A 15,435-nucleotide genomic window follows, 5' to 3' on the forward strand; every position below is an offset into this window, starting at 1 on the left:
AACGGTCTCGGACCTGACCGGCTGCGGATGCCGGCGGAGTCGTCGGCGCGGACCGTCCTCGAGCACCTGGTCGGCGAGCATCCCGGGGAGCGGGACCTGTGGGCGGACCTCGTCAGCGCCGGGGACGTCGTCGACGAGCACGGGCGGGAGATCACGAGCCGAACGCCCTATCAGCCGACCCGGTTCGTGTACTTCTACCGCGAGCCGGCCCCCGAGATTCCGGTTCCGCACGAGATCGAGATCTTGTACCGCGACGACTCGATTCTCGTGATCGACAAACCGCACTTCCTGGCGACCATTCCACGGGGAGCGCACATCGTCGAAAGCGCAGTCGTGCGCTTGCGTCGTGACCTGGACCTTCCGGATCTTGCGCCAGTTCACCGCCTCGACCGGATGACGGCGGGTGTCATCGTGTTCACCGTGACACCGGACCTACGACGGCCGTACCAGGAACTTTTTGCCGCGCAGCGGATCGTCAAGGAGTACGAGGCGATTGCGGGCTTCGATCCGGAACTGACTTTCCCTCGCACGGTGCGCAGCCGCATCAACAAAGTTCACGGCGAGATGACGGCTACCGAAATCGCGGGCGAGCCGAACAGTGAGACCTCGATCGAACTGATCGAGGTGATCACCGACTCGGCCGGCCGGACGCTCGGGCGATACAGGTTGCTCCCACGGACCGGCCGGACCCATCAGCTTCGGCTGCACCTCAACTCGCTGGGCGTCCCGATCGTCGGTGACAATTACTATCCGGAGTATCTGCCCGCAGTGCCCGGTGACTTCTCGACTCCGTTGCGATTGTTGGCGCGAGCGTTGGAGTACCCGGATCCGATCACCGGGCAGACCCGCAGGTTCGTGAGTTCGCGCAGCCTCGACGCAGGCCTGTGAACACCGCTGTTCGTGGGCGTGTGAAAACCGCTTCCGTCCTCGTGAAAGAATAGCTACCCGTGAAGACCTTCGAATCCTTGTTCGCCGAATTGACCGAGCGCGCTGCTACTCGCCCCGAGGGGTCCGGCACTGTCGCCGCCCTCGACGCCGGTGTGCATGCTCAGGGCAAAAAGGTCATCGAGGAAGCCGGTGAAGTGTGGATCGCTGCGGAATACCAGAGCGATGAGCAGCTAGCCGAGGAAATTTCCCAGCTGCTGTACTGGACGCAGGTGTTGATGGTCGGTCGCGGACTGACCCTCGAGGACGTGTACCGACATCTGTGATCGGAGCTGACCAGCGAGATGTACTCCGTCTCGCTCGTCCAGGGCTTCCGATTCATGTCGTCTCACGTCACCCACACCTTCCGAAAGGACATCCACCATGCTGCGCGTAGCAGTTCCCAACAAAGGCTCACTGTCCGAGTCCGCCGCCGAGATTCTCAGCGAGGCCGGCTACCGTCGACGCACCGATTCCCGTGATCTGACAGTCCTCGATCCGGCCAATCAGGTCGAGTTCTTCTTCTTGCGCCCCAAGGACATTGCGATCTACGTCGGCTCCGGTGAGCTGGATCTCGGCATCACCGGTCGTGATCTCGCCGGCGACTCGGGTGCTCCCGTATCCGAGCGTCTGTCACTGGGCTTCGGCCGTTCGTCGTTCCGTTACGCAGCACCTGCCGGCAAGGACTGGGCCGTCGAGGATCTGTCCGGCCTGCGCATTGCAACGTCGTACCCGAACCTGGTCCAAAAGGACCTCACAGATCGCGGACTCGACGCCACCGTCATCCGTCTCGACGGAGCAGTGGAAATCTCGATTCAGCTCGGCGTCGCCGACGCGATCGCCGACGTGGTCGGATCGGGCCGTACTCTCCGCCAACACAACCTCGTGGCTTTCGGTGAATCGCTCTGCGATTCCGAAGGTGTCCTGATCGAGCGCACCGGCGCTCCGCAGGACGATCCCGCACGCAACCAGCTCATCGAACGCGTACGCGGAATTGTCTTCGCACAGCAGAATCTGATGATCGACTACGACTGCCCGCGCACCATCCTCGACGACGCCATCAAGATGACACCCGGTATGGAGTCGCCAACGCTCTCGCCGTTGGCCGATCCCGACTGGGTCGCGGTTCGCGCGATGGTCCCGATCAAGGGACACAACCAGGTGATGGATGCCTTGGCCGAACTCGGTGCCAAGGCCATCCTCGCGTCGAACATCCGCTCGGTACGCGCTTTCTGATCACTGCCTGAATAGATTTACGCGCATTCGCGCCCGTTCCTGGAAATCAGGAACGGGCGCGAATCTGCAAAGTCTGGGCGATACGGCCCACCGCACCCTGCTCGTCGTAGAGCATGCCCGCACACATGCCGACGCCGTCCGGACCCGTTGTGGTTTCGGCGGCGACACCGACCCACTCTCCCTCGGGCACACGGAAGATATGCACCGTGAGATCTGTGTTGAGGAACGTCCAGTGCTCCGGGTCGAGCTTGGCGCCGACCCCGTTTGAGATGTCGGCCACCGCGAACAAACGCTCGAGAGCAGACATCTTCTCACCCTCGACCAGCTCTGGCTTGGGGCGCGCCCATACCTTCCCGGTTCCCACGCACCCGATCGGAGCAATCCAGGACCAGTCGAGGGTCTTGAGATAGCCGACGCTCCACAGACCCTCGAGAACGCCCGGGGTGCCGCTGTCGCGGGGTTCGAGCGGGGGATCGACTACGTGGACGACGTCGCCGGTATCCACCGTCTCCATCCGCCACGCCGTACCGCGCGCAACCGCGCGTGCAGATCCGTCGGCGGTGGTTGCCCACAGTTCGGCGACGATCAATTCGATTCGGCGACCGGGTCGTTCGATCCAGGACCGGACTTCGAGGTCGGCAATCGGAATCGGTCCGAGAATCTCGACGACGACGCGCGTCAGACGGGTTTCGTCGCGCGCACCGCACCGCTCGAGGGCTCGTACCAACAGCGCCGACGGGGGAGCGCCGTGCTGCAGTGTCGGGCCCCAGATGCTGACAGTTGCCTGCGTGCTCGCGAACCGCTCGTGCCCTTCCTCCGTCGTTCCGAGGTAGCGGTAGTACGAACTGTCCGTCATGTTATGAATTCTCCTTTGCGGCAACAGGTTCGGTGCTCAGCAGGTCCGGCCAACCTGGATAGGGCGGAGGTGTTCCGCCGAACGAGGGGCACAGTGACTTGTGATCGCACCAGTCGCACAGTTTGCCAGGCTTGGGTCTGAAGTCTCCGGTCGCACCTGCTGCGAGGATCGCTTTCCAGATGGCGGAGAGGGTTCGCTCGAATCGGATGAGCTCGTCGTGATCCGGGGCGTACGTGAGAATCGAGCCGGAGGCCAGATAGATCAGGCGCAGTTGTGCGGGAACGATTCCGCGAGTGCGCAGCAGTACGAGCGCGTAGAACTTCATCTGGAAGAGCGCCTTGGATTCGGTGAACTCGCGAGGCGCTTTTCCGGTCTTGTAGTCGACCACCCGCACCTCACCCGTCGGTGCAACGTCTATCCGGTCGACGAAGCCGCGGAGTCGAACGCCGTTCTCCAATTCGGTCTCGACGTAGACCTCGCACGCCTCGGCATCGAATCGAGTGGGATCTTCGAGCGTGTAGTACGTCGCGACGAGCTTGCCGACTTCGTCGAGGAACGAATCCAGCTCGCCCTCCGGAACAAGGTCAGCGGCCTCGGGAGACTCGGCACTGACACGTTCCCACGCGGGACGGACGAGTTCGGCTGCGCGATCGGGAACCCGGTGACCGGTCGGGAGTGCAAACAGTGCTTCCAGTGCCGCGTGTACGACGGTGCCTCTGACCTGGGCTCTGGTTGGCGTTTCCGGAATTCTGTCGACTGCTCGGAAGCGATAGAGCAGGGGGCATTGTTTGTAGTCACCCGCCCGAGACGGAGAGAGCGCCGGCCGACTACGCGGGCGCTCGTGTGATGTTGCACCCGTTGGAGTGGGGGTTGGCAATTCGACAGAGCTCACACCTGGCAGGCTATGCGGTTGGTCCGACAACTCCGTCGGAGCCGGTGGCGAGGACACCGGAAACAAGCGAACAGGGATCATCTGCGCATGGCGAACGAGCTGCAACCAGAAGAAGGCACGACCGAAGTGGATGAGGTTGTGCAGTCCGCTGTCGCCGAGATTCCCGAACAAGAGCTTCCAGAAGCTGATCTCACTGCGCCGGGCAAGCGGCCGTCAGGTCCGTTCCGCGTCGGCGACCGAGTACAGCTGACCGACGGCAAGGGACGCCACTACACGATCGTTCTCGAGGCGAACCGCGAATACCACACCCACAAGGGCGGAATCGTTCACAACGATCTGATCGGTGCCGACGAGGGCAGCGTCGTCAAGTCGGTCAACGGCACGCCCTATCTCGCACTGCGCCCCCTGCTGGTGGACTACGTGCTGTCCATGCCGCGCGGTGCCCAGGTCATCTACCCGAAGGACGCAGCTCAGATCGTCCACGAAGGCGACGTGTTCCCAGGAGCACGCGTGCTCGAGGCCGGAGCCGGCTCCGGCGCACTGACATGTTCGCTGCTGCGTGCCGTCGGACCCGAGGGCAAGGTCATCTCCTACGAGGTCCGCGACGATCATGCCGAACATGCGGTTCGCAACGTCGAGACCTTCTTCGGGGAACGTCCGCCGAACTGGGAACTGACCATCGCCGATCTCGCCGAGTTCGATCCGGAAGCGCACGGAGGCAAGGTCGATCGCGTCGTCCTCGACATGCTGGCCCCGTGGGACGTCCTGCCTGCCGTCTCGAAGGCACTCGTGCCGGGCGGCGTGTTGATCGTCTACGTCGCGACCGTTACTCAGCTCTCGAAGGTCGTCGAGGCGATGCGCGAGCAGGAATGCTGGACCGAGCCACGCTCGTGGGAATCGATCGTGCGCGGTTGGCACGTCGTCGGTTTGGCGGTGCGCCCCGAACATCGGATGCAAGGCCACACCGCGTTCCTCGTGAGCGCTCGTCGTCTCGCCGAAGGAACTGTCACCCCGAAGCCGCAGCGGCGTGCGGGCAAGGGCTCGAACACCGCGGCCAAGTAGTCACACGAAAACAACAAGAGCGGCGATCCGGTATCCGGATCGCCGCTCTTGTAGTAGCTGGAAGTTATGCGGTGCAGGAAGCGCGGCCCATTTCCAGGAGCACGCATGCCGAGGTGTCGGACAGCTTCCAGGAGCCGTCTTCGAGCTCCCAGGTCCACGGGGTGGCCGGGGCGGCGCCGTGCGGGCTGACGACGGCGACGTCTGCAGTTGCGGTCTGACCGTCGACCTTGACGTTGTCCACGTTGAACGTGATCGCGTAGGCCGGGTTACCGCCCAGTGCAGCGCTCATCGTCTCGATGTTGGCCTGACGCTTGGTTCCGTCGACCACCAGAGCGGTCTTCTCCTCGATCGGCTTGGCCGGATCGATCAGAGCGACGAGCGAAGCGTTGAGCTCCTCGGCCGTCGGAGCCGCTGCGGCAGCGGCAGCTGACGTCGTGGCGGAAGCCGAGGCCTTGGCCGTGGTGCTCGAGGCGGCGGCGGAAGTAGAACTTGCAGCCGTCGAATCCTTGTTGTCGTCCGAGCTGCATGCACCCATGGTCAGGACGGCAGCGACAGCACAAGCGCTGATGAGAGTCTTGCGGATGATCACAGCGTTACCTTTCGTTGTAAAGAGAGACAGGCGCTGTCTCCATCTTGTAGGCAAGGCTAACATGACCAAATTCTGGCTCGAGACCAGTCGGCACGGTCCGCGCGCAGGTGTGAATTCGCACTCGCGCACCGTGTCTGGCGACAGTTGGGGCCTTATGCCGGTAGCGTTGATGGATCGCACTGGGAGGAGACGCACATGAGCTCGACAGAGAACCCGGATTCGGTTGCGGCAGCAGAAGAACTCCACGCGCTACGAGTGGAAGCACAAGTACTGCGCCGACAACTTGCACAATCGCCGGAGCAGGTGCGTGAGCTGGAGTCGAAGGTGGACTCGTTGTCCATCCGAAACAGCAAGTTGATGGACACCCTTAAAGAGGCCCGTCAGCAGCTCATCGCGCTTCGTGAAGAAGTCGACAGACTCGGTCAACCGCCGAGCGGTTACGGAGTCCTTCTCTCGGTACACGAGGACAAGACCGTCGACGTGTTCACGTCGGGTCGCAAGATGCGGTTGACGTGCTCACCGAACATCGACACGGACATCCTCGCCCTCGGGCAGACGGTTCGCCTCAACGAGGCACTCACCATCGTCGAGGCCGGCACCTACGAGCAGGTCGGTGAGATCAGCACGCTCCGTGAGGTACTCGACGACGGCTTGCGCGCACTGGTGGTCGGCCATGCCGACGAAGAGCGCATCGTCTGGCTCGCAGCACCGTTGGCGGCCGTCTTCGCCGACCCCGAAGCCGACATAATCGCGTACGACGCCGATTCTCCGACCAGGAAACTGCGTCCGGGTGACTCGTTGCTCGTCGATACCAAGGCCGGGTACGCCTTCGAGCGCATCCCGAAGGCCGAGGTCGAAGATCTGGTTCTCGAAGAAGTTCCGGACGTTCACTACGACGACATCGGTGGTCTCGGGCGTCAGATCGAGCAGATCCGTGATGCCGTCGAACTCCCGTTCCTCCACAAGGATCTGTTCCACGAGTACTCGCTGAGGCCGCCGAAGGGTGTACTGCTCTACGGTCCGCCTGGTTGCGGCAAGACGCTCATCGCCAAGGCCGTCGCCAACTCGTTGGCCAAGAAGATCGCCGAAGCCCGCGGTCAGGACAGCAAGGACGCCAAGTCCTACTTCCTGAACATCAAGGGCCCGGAACTTCTGAACAAGTTCGTCGGCGAAACCGAGCGTCACATTCGGATGATCTTCCAGCGTGCTCGTGAGAAGGCGTCCGAGGGCACTCCGGTGATCGTCTTCTTCGACGAGATGGACTCGATCTTCCGTACCCGTGGTTCGGGAGTCTCCTCCGACGTCGAGACAACGGTTGTTCCGCAGCTGCTCAGCGAGATCGACGGCGTGGAAGGGCTCGAGAACGTCATCGTCATCGGCGCGTCCAACCGTGAGGACATGATCGACCCGGCCATCCTGCGTCCCGGCCGACTGGACGTGAAGATCAAGATCGAGCGCCCCGACGCGGAATCCGCTCAGGACATCTTCTCGAAGTACCTGGTGGACGGTCTGCCGATCAATGCGGACGACCTCGCCGAGTTCGGTGGAGATCGCACTGCATGCTTGAAGGCGATGATCGTTCGCGTCGTCGATCGCATGTACGCGGAGAGCGAAGAGAATCGTTTCCTCGAGGTCACGTACGCCAACGGCGACAAGGAAGTTCTGTTCTTCAAGGACTTCAACTCGGGGGCGATGATCCAGAACATCGTCGACCGCGCCAAGAAGTACGCGATCAAGTCTGTGCTCGACACCGGTGCTCCGGGCTTGCGTGTGCAGCACCTCTTCGATTCCATCGTCGACGAGTTCGCCGAGAACGAGGATCTGCCCAACACCACCAATCCTGATGACTGGGCACGTATTTCGGGTAAGAAGGGTGAGCGGATCGTCTACATCCGCACTCTCGTCACGGGCAAGAACGCCAGTGCAAGCCGGGCGATCGACACGGAATCGAACACCGGCCAGTACCTGTAGCGAAACGAACATCGATCGGGCCGGCCACTCCTCGAGAGTTGTCGGCCCGATCTCTGCGTCGCTGCCGTTGACTTCGTTGCGATTGGACCGGTCGGTCGCGCTGGTTTAGAGTCCCGCCGTGCAGATACATCTTCGACACAATCCGTCGTCCACAGTCGCTCGCTGCTACCTCGCGCCCGGCGAACCGCTGCGCGTGGAGAGCGGGGCGATGCTCGCGCATTCTGCCGGCGTAGTTCTCGAAGCGAAGGCGCAGGGCGGCGTCCTGCAGGGACTCAAGCGGTCGATGCTGAGCGGCGAATCATTCTTCGTCACGACGTATACCGCTCCGCCGCAGGGTGGTTGGGTCGACGTGACTGGTGTGCTTCCCGGAGATCTGATCCCGCTGACCATCACCTCTGATCGCCCGTTCTTCCTCAACCGTGGAACCTGGTTGGCCAACTCCTACGGTGTGACGGTCGAGTCCAAGTGGGGCGGCATGTCCAACCTCTTCGGCGGTGAAGGAGGCTTCGGCCTGCGGGCAAGTGGCGACGGTGAAGTAGTGCTGGCCGTCTACGGCGCGATCGACGTCATCGACTTGCAGCCAGGCGAGACAGTCACGATCGATACCGGTCACGTGGTCGCCTACGACCTCGGCATGAATTTCAACATGCGGCGCGCCGTTCAGGGGCGCACCATTCAGTCGATGAAGTCCGGTGAAGGATTTGTCTTCGACTTCACCGGACCCGGTCGCGTTCTCGCGCAGACCCGCAACCCCAGCGCGTTCGCTGCGTGGCTCTCGGCGATCACCCCGGGCTGATCACAGGTCCCACCAGTGTTCAGTCCCAGCGGTGTTCAGCTCCAGCAATAGTCGGCCAGCAGCGCGCGTGAGTCCGGAACGAACGGCCACGACGGGTCCTGCAGGTGGGCGCCGAGTTCTTTCGGCGTCCACCACCAACCTTCGGCGATCTCGCTGGGCTGATGTGCCATCGGCCCGTCGTATCTGAGTTCGAACGCAAACAGGTGACAGCGCAACGGAGAGTTGTTCCACTCGCCGTCCCAGGATTTTCGAGCGATCTCCGTCAGTCGGAGTGGCTGGTCTGCCGTTCCGAAGATTCCGAGTTCTTCACCGACTTCACGGATCGCAGTTTCCTGCGGCGTCTCACCTGGATCGACGACACCTCCGGCAAGACAGTCGTGATAGCCCCCGAACACCGCTTTCGTGTCGGTTCGGCGATGGACGTAGATGCGGGAGCCGTCCCCGGTACGAACCAGGACGCCCGCACTCGCGTGCCAGAGCCCACCCGAGTAGACGACCGAACGTGGTGCTCGGCCGATCGGATTACCCGTCCGGTCGTACACGGCGACTACCTCGTCCGCGGGATTCAGGTCTGCGGTGAGAGGTTGGTGCATTCCTCCAACTGTGCCACGCCTGTGGGTGCCGCGCCGCAATCACATAGGCTCTTGTGTCATGCAGCGGATCATCGGTGTCGAGGTCGAATACGGAATATCTTCACCCAGTGAGCCGTCGGCGAATCCGATTCTCACTTCAACCCAGGCGGTGCTTGCCTACGCCGCCGCAGCGGGCGTGCCACGGGCCAAGCGCACACGCTGGGATTACGAGGTCGAATCTCCGCTGCGAGATGCCCGAGGCTTCGATCTGGGGCGAATGAGCGGTCCCGCGCCGGTGATCGACGCGGACGAGATCGGCGCCGCGAACATGATTCTCACCAACGGGGCACGGTTGTACGTCGATCACGCCCATCCGGAGTATTCGGCGCCCGAGGTCGCCGACCCGCTCGACGCCGTGATCTGGGACAAGGCCGGCGAACGCGTCATGGAAGCGGCTGCGCGGCACGCATCCAGCGTGCCGGGTGCGCCACGGCTGCAGCTGTACAAGAACAACGTCGACGGCAAGGGTGCCTCGTACGGCACGCACGAGAACTACCTCTGCTCACGTGAGACCCCGTTCGCCTCGATCGTGACCGGATTGACGCCGTTTTTCGCGTCCCGGCAGGTGATCTGCGGTTCCGGTCGTGTGGGTCTCGGTCAGTCCGGCGACGAGGCCGGATTCCAGCTTTCGCAGCGATCCGACTACATCGAGGTCGAAGTAGGCCTCGAGACCACTCTCAAGCGCGGAATCATCAACACCCGCGACGAACCGCACGCGGATGCGGACAAGTATCGCCGCCTGCACGTCATCATCGGTGACGCGAACCTCGCGGAGATGTCGACGTACCTCAAGGTTGGAACAACGGCGCTGGTACTCGACCTGATCGAGGCAGGTGTCGACCTCACCGATCTGCAACTGGCGCGTCCGGTCACGGCCGTCCACCACATCAGTCACGACCCCACTCTGCGCAAGACCGTTGCGCTGGCCGACGGACGTGAACTGACAGGGCTTGCGCTGCAACGCATTTACCTCGAACGTGTCTCGAAGTTCCTCGACCGTGAGGCCGATCGTGATCCGCGAGCGGACGATATCGTCGCCAAGTGGGCGATGGTTCTCGATCTCCTCGAGCGCGATCCCATGGAGTGCGCGAACATCCTCGACTGGCCGGCCAAACTGCGTCTGCTCGAAGGGTTCCGCAATCGTGAGGGACTCGCGTGGTCGGCGCCGCGATTGCATCTGGTGGATCTGCAGTACTCCGACGTGCGACTCGACAAGGGCCTGTACAACCGCCTGGTTGCTCGCGGCTCCATGGAGCGGCTTGTCACCGAACAGCAGGTTCTCGACGCGGTCACGAACCCTCCCACCGACACTCGCGCATACTTCCGGGGCGAGTGCCTACGCCGATTCGGGGCCGATATCGCGGCCGCGAGCTGGGATTCGGTCATCTTCGATCTCGGCGGTGAATCGTTGATCCGTATCCCCACCCTCGAGCCGCTTCGAGGTACCAAAGCGCACGTCGGAGCGTTGCTCGACTCCGTGGACAGCGCCGCGGAACTGGTTGATCAGCTCACTCACTGAAATCAGCCGATGCGGCTCGCCGTCGCGTCTCTCCACACCTGACGGTGCCGCTCGGTAGGGTGAAGGTCCGAGCGGGATCAGTTACCGACTCTGCTGGGCCGAACAGGATGCTCGCGAGAGCTCCCTTCACACAAGGAGGTCGACGGCGATGGCTCAAGAACAGACGCAGCGTGCCGGTGGCGGCGAAGACGACGAAACCACTGGTGGCGACGGCAGTGCCGGCCAGGAACGTCGCGAGAAGCTCGCTGCAGAAACCGACGACCTGCTCGACGAGATCGACGACGTGTTGGAAGAGAACGCCGAGGACTTCGTCCGTGCCTACGTCCAGAAGGGCGGCCAGTGACGGTGGATCGCGCGCCCCGGATCACAGACGGGGACACACGGTTGAGCTTCGGCTCGAATCTGTCGTCATTCTCGGAATACCTTCGGGTGCATGCACCGGAGCATCTTCCGCAGAACCGCTTCGCCGACACAGGAGGTGTTGTCATGGGCGGGGGAGACGTAGCTCCGCACGGCACCACCATCGTCGCGATCAGCTATGCGGGTGGTGTTCTGCTCGCGGGTGATCGCCGAGCGACGATGGGCAATCTCATCGCCAGCCGTGACGTGCAGAAGGTGTACGTCACGGACGACTACTCGGCTGCGGGTATTGCCGGTACGGCCGGGATCGCAATCGAACTGGTCCGGCTCTTCGCGGTCGAGCTCGAACATTACGAGAAGATCGAAGGCGTCCCACTCACGTTCGACGGCAAGGCCAATCGACTTTCGTCGATGGTTCGAGGAAATCTCGGAGCAGCGATGCAAGGTTTGGCGGTTGTGCCACTGCTCGTGGGTTACGACCTGGACGCGGTCGATCCGTCCACCGCCGGTCGCATCGTCTCCTATGACGTCGTCGGTGGGCGATACGAGGAGCGCGCGGGCTATCACGCAGTCGGATCCGGCTCCCTGTTCGCGAAATCGGCGCTCAAGAAGCTGTATTCACCGGGAATCGACGAGGACACCGCGCTTCGGTTCGCCGTCGAGGCGCTCTACGACGCGGCAGATGACGATTCGGCTACCGGTGGTCCTGATCTGACACGAGGGATCTATCCGACGGCGGTCACCATCACCTCGGCCGGCGCTGTGGAGTTGTCGCCCACCAGGGCTGCCGAGATCGCCAGGGAGATCGTCGCGGCTCGCACGGCGACCGCGAGTCCGGAAGGGGAGTCTGCGCTATGACGATGCCGTATTACGCATCAGCCGAACAGATCATGCGCGATCGTTCGGAATTGGCGCGCAAGGGAATTGCCCGCGGGCGCAGCGTCGTCGTTCTCACCTACCGCGACGGAGTGCTCTTTGTCGCCGAGAATCCGTCGCGTGCTCTGCACAAGGTCAGCGAACTGTACGACCGTCTCGGATTCGCGGCAGTGGGCAAGTACAACGAGTTCGAGAATCTGCGCCGCGCGGGCATCGTCCACGCAGACATGCGTGGGTACTCGTACGACCGTCGGGACGTCACCGGGCGTTCGCTCGCCAATGCGTACGCACAAACCCTGGGAACGATCTTCACCGAGCAGCCCAAGCCGTACGAGGTCGAGATCTGTGTTGCCGAGATCGGTCGCTTCGGAAGCAGTACGCCGGCTCAGCTCTACCGGATCACGTACGACGGATCCATCGCGGACGAGCAGGAATTCGTGGTCATGGGCGGCACGACCGAACCGATCGTGACGGCGATGCGCGAGTCGTACCAGCGAGACCTCGACCTCGAATCCGCAGTGCGGATTGCAGTCGGGGCGCTCCAAAAGGGCGGCCCGGCACCGGCCGGAACCACTGAGGCGGAACCACGAACTCTCGATGTGAGTGCACTCGAGGTTGCCGTACTCGACAGCAATCGTCCACGCCGTGCGTTCAAACGGATCGCTGGAACGGTTTTGGAAGAGATGCTTCCAGCTCCGGCAGCAGTCGAGGATGCGCCGCCGGCAAACGGCGACGCACCCTCGTAGATACTCCGTAGGTCTGGGAGTTACTGCAGGTCTGGAGTTACTGAGTGACTCGGTAGACGGCCACCGCGCCCGGTTCGGTGTCGAAATCGAACCGGCGCGCGTCTGCCACCACTTCACCGTCGGTGGCGATGGCTACCGGTGAATCGGCGACTCGAACCGACATCGACGAGACGAGTTCGCGAACGTAGACCCGCGAGCTGCCCAATGTTCCTGTGGCAGCCGCAAACAGCAGACGTGAGCGCGAGAATTTCTTGTCCGCGCGCAGATAGCGGACGTCGAGTAGTCCACGGTTCATCTCCGGACGCGACATCGGCACCTGATCGGCGGGGGAGTATCGCCCGTTTCCGACGAACAGCATCCAGATTGTGGTCCGCTTCCCGTCGATGGTCACCGTCATCGGCTCCGCCGCTGCGAGAACCCGGATCATCGCGGCTCCTGCGGCCGGCCACTTACCGAAACGCGGTTCCCATTTTTCCCTCAGGCGCACAGCATCCGGGTATCCACCGAGGCTGGCTGTGTTGAGAAACCGTGCAGTCACTCCGGAATCCGTGCGCACCACCGCGTGGTCGACGAATGCCGCCTGACCGGACTCGACTGCCTGTGCGGTCTCCTCGACATTCACCGCCCCGACGTCGCGGGCGAAATGGTTCAATGTTCCGCCGGGAAAAACCGCAAGTGGTAGCTCGTGCTTTGTCGCCGCGGTCGCGACCGTGACCACTGTTCCGTCGCCGCCGCATACACCCAACGCTTTCGGCGAGAGCTCGGGGATCTTGGCATCGATCTGCATGTCGAAGTCGATGTCCGCGTCGAACTCGTAGACGATCGCCGCAGGTAGTAGTTCTCGAATCGATTCCACGATCCCGTCGTCCTCGGAGCCTGAACCAGGATTGGTGAAGACCAACAAGCCTTCTCCGCGCGGGAGCGCGGGAACCACGCACTCGGGTCCGAGTTCGGCGGGCTCTTCGTCCCGCACCGCCCACCAACGACGCGTGCCGGCAGCGATAGCACCGCCGACCGCGAGGCCTGCGAAGACGTCGGACGGCCAGTGGACTCCGTTGTGAACGCGTGAGTACGCCACTGCTGCGGCCAGTGGTGCCAGAGCAGCTCCAGCAACCGGGGACTCCATGGCCACTGCCGCGGTGAATGCCGCGGCCGAAGACGAATGTCCGGAGGGGAACGAGGACGACGTCGGAATGTCGACGCCTCGCTTCGGGCTCAGCCAGACGCGTGCCGGTGGGCGTCGGCGGGGAAAGAGGGGCTTGAGTATGCCGTTGGCCAGCGCGCTGGAACCGGCCAGTGCGAGCAGCCCGCGTGCTGCTGCCCTACGGGGCCGCCCGCCGATCATCGCGAGCAAGGCGGCGACAACCATCCACAAAACGCCGTGATCGGCGGCTCTGGAGAGAAACCGCATGGTCGGGTCGAGCACGGAAGGGCGCAGTGCTCCAGTGCTTTCCATGACTTTGACGTCGCTTCGGACAACTTTTCGGCGAATAAGGCTCACACCGTCACACTATGCTGCCGCCCGACGTTGTCGAGTCGTGACTTACGACGCGATCGAAGTACACGGGTGAACCTCGCATTCTGGTTGTACTGTCGAAGTGTGCAGAGACGAATCATGGGTATCGAGACGGAATTCGGCGTTACCTGCACCTTTCACGGGCACAGGAGACTGAGCCCCGACGAGGTTGCTCGTTACCTCTTCCGTCGTGTCGTGTCGTGGGGTCGCAGCTCCAACGTCTTCCTCCGTAACGGAGCTCGCTTGTACCTGGATGTGGGTTCGCACCCGGAGTACGCGACGGCCGAGTGCGACAGCCTCATCCAGCTGGTCAATCACGACCGTGCCGGTGAGCGTGTGCTCGAAGAACTGCTGATCGACGCCGAGGCGAGACTCGCCGAGGAGGGTATTGGTGGCGACATCTATCTCTTCAAGAACAACACCGACTCGGCCGGAAACTCGTACGGCTGCCACGAGAACTTTCTCGTCGCGCGCGCCGGTGAGTTCTCCCGCATTTCGGATGTCTTGTTGCCGTTCCTCGTCACGCGCCAGTTGATCTGCGGCGCCGGAAAGGTACTGCAGACTCCGAAGGCCGCGACGTTCTGCCTCTCGCAGCGCGCGGAACACATCTGGGAGGGCGTCTCGTCGGCTACCACTCGCTCGCGTCCGATCATCAACACCCGCGACGAACCGCACGCGGACGCCGAGAAGTACCGCCGCCTGCACGTGATCGTCGGCGATTCGAACATGGCCGAAACGACGACGATGCTCAAGGTCGGTTCTGCCGCACTGGTGCTCGAGATGATCGAAGCCGGGGTGTCGTTCCGCGATTTCGCGCTGGACAACCCGATTCGTGCCATCCGCGAGGTCAGTCACGACGTGACCGGTAAAAAGCCGGTTCGCCTTGCTGGTGGACGTCAGGCCAGTGCCCTCGATATTCAACGCGAATACCACGCCAAGGCAGTCGAACATCTGCGTAACCGCGAACCGGACCCGCAGGTGGAGCAGGTAGTCGACCTGTGGGGTCGCACCCTCGATGCCGTCGAAGCTCAGGATTTTGCGAAGGTCGACACGGAGATCGACTGGGTCATCAAGCGCAAGCTGTTCCAGCGCTACCAGGACCGTCACGGTTTCGACCTGTCCGATCCCAAGATCGCGCAGCTCGACTTGGCGTACCACGACATCAAACGCGGCCGGGGTGTCTTCGACGTTCTCCAGCGCAAGGGCTTGGTCAAGCGGGTCACCGAGGACGAAACGATCGACGACGCCGTCGAGAATCCGCCGCAGACCACGCGCGCCAAATTGCGGGGCGACTTCATCACCGCAGCCCAGGCAGCAGGCCGGGACTTCACAGTCGACTGGGTTCACCTCAAGCTCAACGATCAGGCGCAGAGAACGGTGCTGTGCAAGGACCCGTTCCGCTCCGTCGACGAGCGTGTCGAGCGTTTGATCGCTTCGATGTAGGTCACTCAATTTCGAGA

At 62.8% G+C, this 15,435-nt stretch carries 16 protein-coding genes; 11 read left to right on the plus strand and 5 right to left on the minus strand.

Annotated features, from left to right (window positions below):
- Positions 1-27 precede the first annotated feature (27 nt).
- The 3 genes from PCS43_RS00425 to hisG all read left to right on the plus strand — a co-directional run bounded on the left by PCS43_RS00425 (position 28) and on the right by hisG (position 2,160).
- The gene (locus PCS43_RS00425) at positions 28-888 is read left to right on the plus strand and encodes a pseudouridine synthase (RefSeq protein ID WP_245361694.1); all 861 of its coding nucleotides are present in this window, start codon (positions 28-30) and stop codon (positions 886-888) included.
- 59 nt (positions 889-947) lie between these two features.
- Positions 948-1,211 carry a phosphoribosyl-ATP diphosphatase gene (locus PCS43_RS00430; protein ID WP_003944933.1) on the plus strand — a complete coding sequence of 88 codons (264 nt, stop codon included), beginning with the start codon at positions 948-950 and terminating at the stop codon, positions 1,209-1,211.
- A gap of 97 nt (positions 1,212-1,308) precedes the next feature.
- Complete coding sequence (gene hisG, locus PCS43_RS00435; protein WP_209908709.1) at positions 1,309-2,160, plus strand: ATP phosphoribosyltransferase; 852 nt, start codon at positions 1,309-1,311, stop codon at positions 2,158-2,160.
- A 46-nt stretch (positions 2,161-2,206) separates the two neighbouring features.
- Here the strand turns inward: hisG and PCS43_RS00440 are convergent, their stop codons facing one another.
- Together PCS43_RS00440 and PCS43_RS00445 are read right to left on the minus strand one after the other, a co-directional pair.
- Positions 2,207-3,016: a thioesterase family protein gene (locus PCS43_RS00440; RefSeq protein WP_209908704.1), complete on the minus strand. Its 810-nt coding sequence runs from the start codon at positions 3,014-3,016 to the stop codon at positions 2,207-2,209.
- Between the two features lies 1 nt (position 3,017).
- On the minus strand, positions 3,018-3,908 hold the full coding sequence (locus PCS43_RS00445) for a RecB family exonuclease (protein WP_370852750.1): 891 nt from the start codon (positions 3,906-3,908) through the stop codon (positions 3,018-3,020).
- 138 nt (positions 3,909-4,046) lie between these two features.
- Here PCS43_RS00445 and PCS43_RS00450 point away from each other — a divergent pair, with 138 nt between their 5' ends.
- The gene (locus PCS43_RS00450; protein ID WP_007729892.1) at positions 4,047-4,970 is read left to right on the plus strand and encodes a tRNA (adenine-N1)-methyltransferase; all 924 of its coding nucleotides are present in this window, start codon (positions 4,047-4,049) and stop codon (positions 4,968-4,970) included.
- Between the two features lie 64 nt (positions 4,971-5,034).
- Here PCS43_RS00450 and PCS43_RS00455 read toward each other — a convergent pair whose 3' ends face one another.
- A complete protein-coding gene (locus PCS43_RS00455; protein ID WP_003944789.1) occupies positions 5,035-5,559 on the minus strand; it encodes a hypothetical protein in 525 nt (174 codons plus the stop codon).
- A gap of 195 nt (positions 5,560-5,754) precedes the next feature.
- Here PCS43_RS00455 and arc point away from each other — a divergent pair, with 195 nt between their 5' ends.
- Both arc and PCS43_RS00465 read left to right on the plus strand, forming a co-directional pair.
- Positions 5,755-7,530 carry a proteasome ATPase gene (gene arc, locus PCS43_RS00460; RefSeq protein WP_209908701.1) on the plus strand — a complete coding sequence of 592 codons (1,776 nt, stop codon included), beginning with the start codon at positions 5,755-5,757 and terminating at the stop codon, positions 7,528-7,530.
- A 118-nt stretch (positions 7,531-7,648) separates the two neighbouring features.
- A complete protein-coding gene (locus tag PCS43_RS00465) occupies positions 7,649-8,326 on the plus strand; it encodes a TIGR00266 family protein (protein ID WP_003944961.1) in 678 nt (225 codons plus the stop codon).
- Between the two features lie 35 nt (positions 8,327-8,361).
- On the opposite strand, the gene PCS43_RS00470 is transcribed toward PCS43_RS00465, so the two are convergent.
- A complete protein-coding gene (locus PCS43_RS00470) occupies positions 8,362-8,919 on the minus strand; it encodes an NUDIX hydrolase (RefSeq protein WP_007729886.1) in 558 nt (185 codons plus the stop codon).
- 58 nt (positions 8,920-8,977) lie between these two features.
- Here PCS43_RS00470 and dop point away from each other — a divergent pair, with 58 nt between their 5' ends.
- From dop to prcA, 4 genes are all read left to right on the plus strand, one after another.
- On the plus strand, positions 8,978-10,477 hold the full coding sequence (dop, locus tag PCS43_RS00475) for a depupylase/deamidase Dop (RefSeq protein WP_042450979.1): 1,500 nt from the start codon (positions 8,978-8,980) through the stop codon (positions 10,475-10,477).
- Positions 10,478-10,625: 148 nt separating this feature from the next.
- A complete protein-coding gene (locus PCS43_RS00480; RefSeq protein WP_003944925.1) occupies positions 10,626-10,820 on the plus strand; it encodes a ubiquitin-like protein Pup in 195 nt (64 codons plus the stop codon).
- Positions 10,817-11,695 carry a proteasome subunit beta gene (gene prcB / locus PCS43_RS00485; protein ID WP_054187394.1) on the plus strand — a complete coding sequence of 293 codons (879 nt, stop codon included), beginning with the start codon at positions 10,817-10,819 and terminating at the stop codon, positions 11,693-11,695. The genes PCS43_RS00480 and prcB overlap by 4 nt, the downstream gene beginning before the upstream one ends.
- Positions 11,692-12,459 (plus strand): proteasome subunit alpha, encoded by a 768-nt coding sequence (gene prcA, locus PCS43_RS00490; protein WP_003945006.1) that lies wholly within the window; start codon positions 11,692-11,694, stop codon positions 12,457-12,459. Before prcB ends, prcA begins: the two co-directional genes overlap by 4 nt.
- 37 nt (positions 12,460-12,496) lie before the next feature.
- On the opposite strand, the gene PCS43_RS00495 is transcribed toward prcA, so the two are convergent.
- Complete coding sequence (locus PCS43_RS00495; protein ID WP_172827081.1) at positions 12,497-13,915, minus strand: bifunctional phosphatase PAP2/diacylglycerol kinase family protein; 1,419 nt, start codon at positions 13,913-13,915, stop codon at positions 12,497-12,499.
- A gap of 144 nt (positions 13,916-14,059) precedes the next feature.
- Between PCS43_RS00495 and pafA the strand changes: the two genes are divergently transcribed.
- Positions 14,060-15,418 carry a Pup--protein ligase gene (gene pafA, locus PCS43_RS00500; protein ID WP_007729869.1) on the plus strand — a complete coding sequence of 453 codons (1,359 nt, stop codon included), beginning with the start codon at positions 14,060-14,062 and terminating at the stop codon, positions 15,416-15,418.
- The last annotated feature ends 17 nt before the right edge of the window (positions 15,419-15,435 follow it).

The organism is Rhodococcus sp. C-2, from assembly GCF_027854095.1.
In the GTDB taxonomy this organism is placed as follows: domain Bacteria; phylum Actinomycetota; class Actinomycetes; order Mycobacteriales; family Mycobacteriaceae; genus Rhodococcus_F; species Rhodococcus_F qingshengii.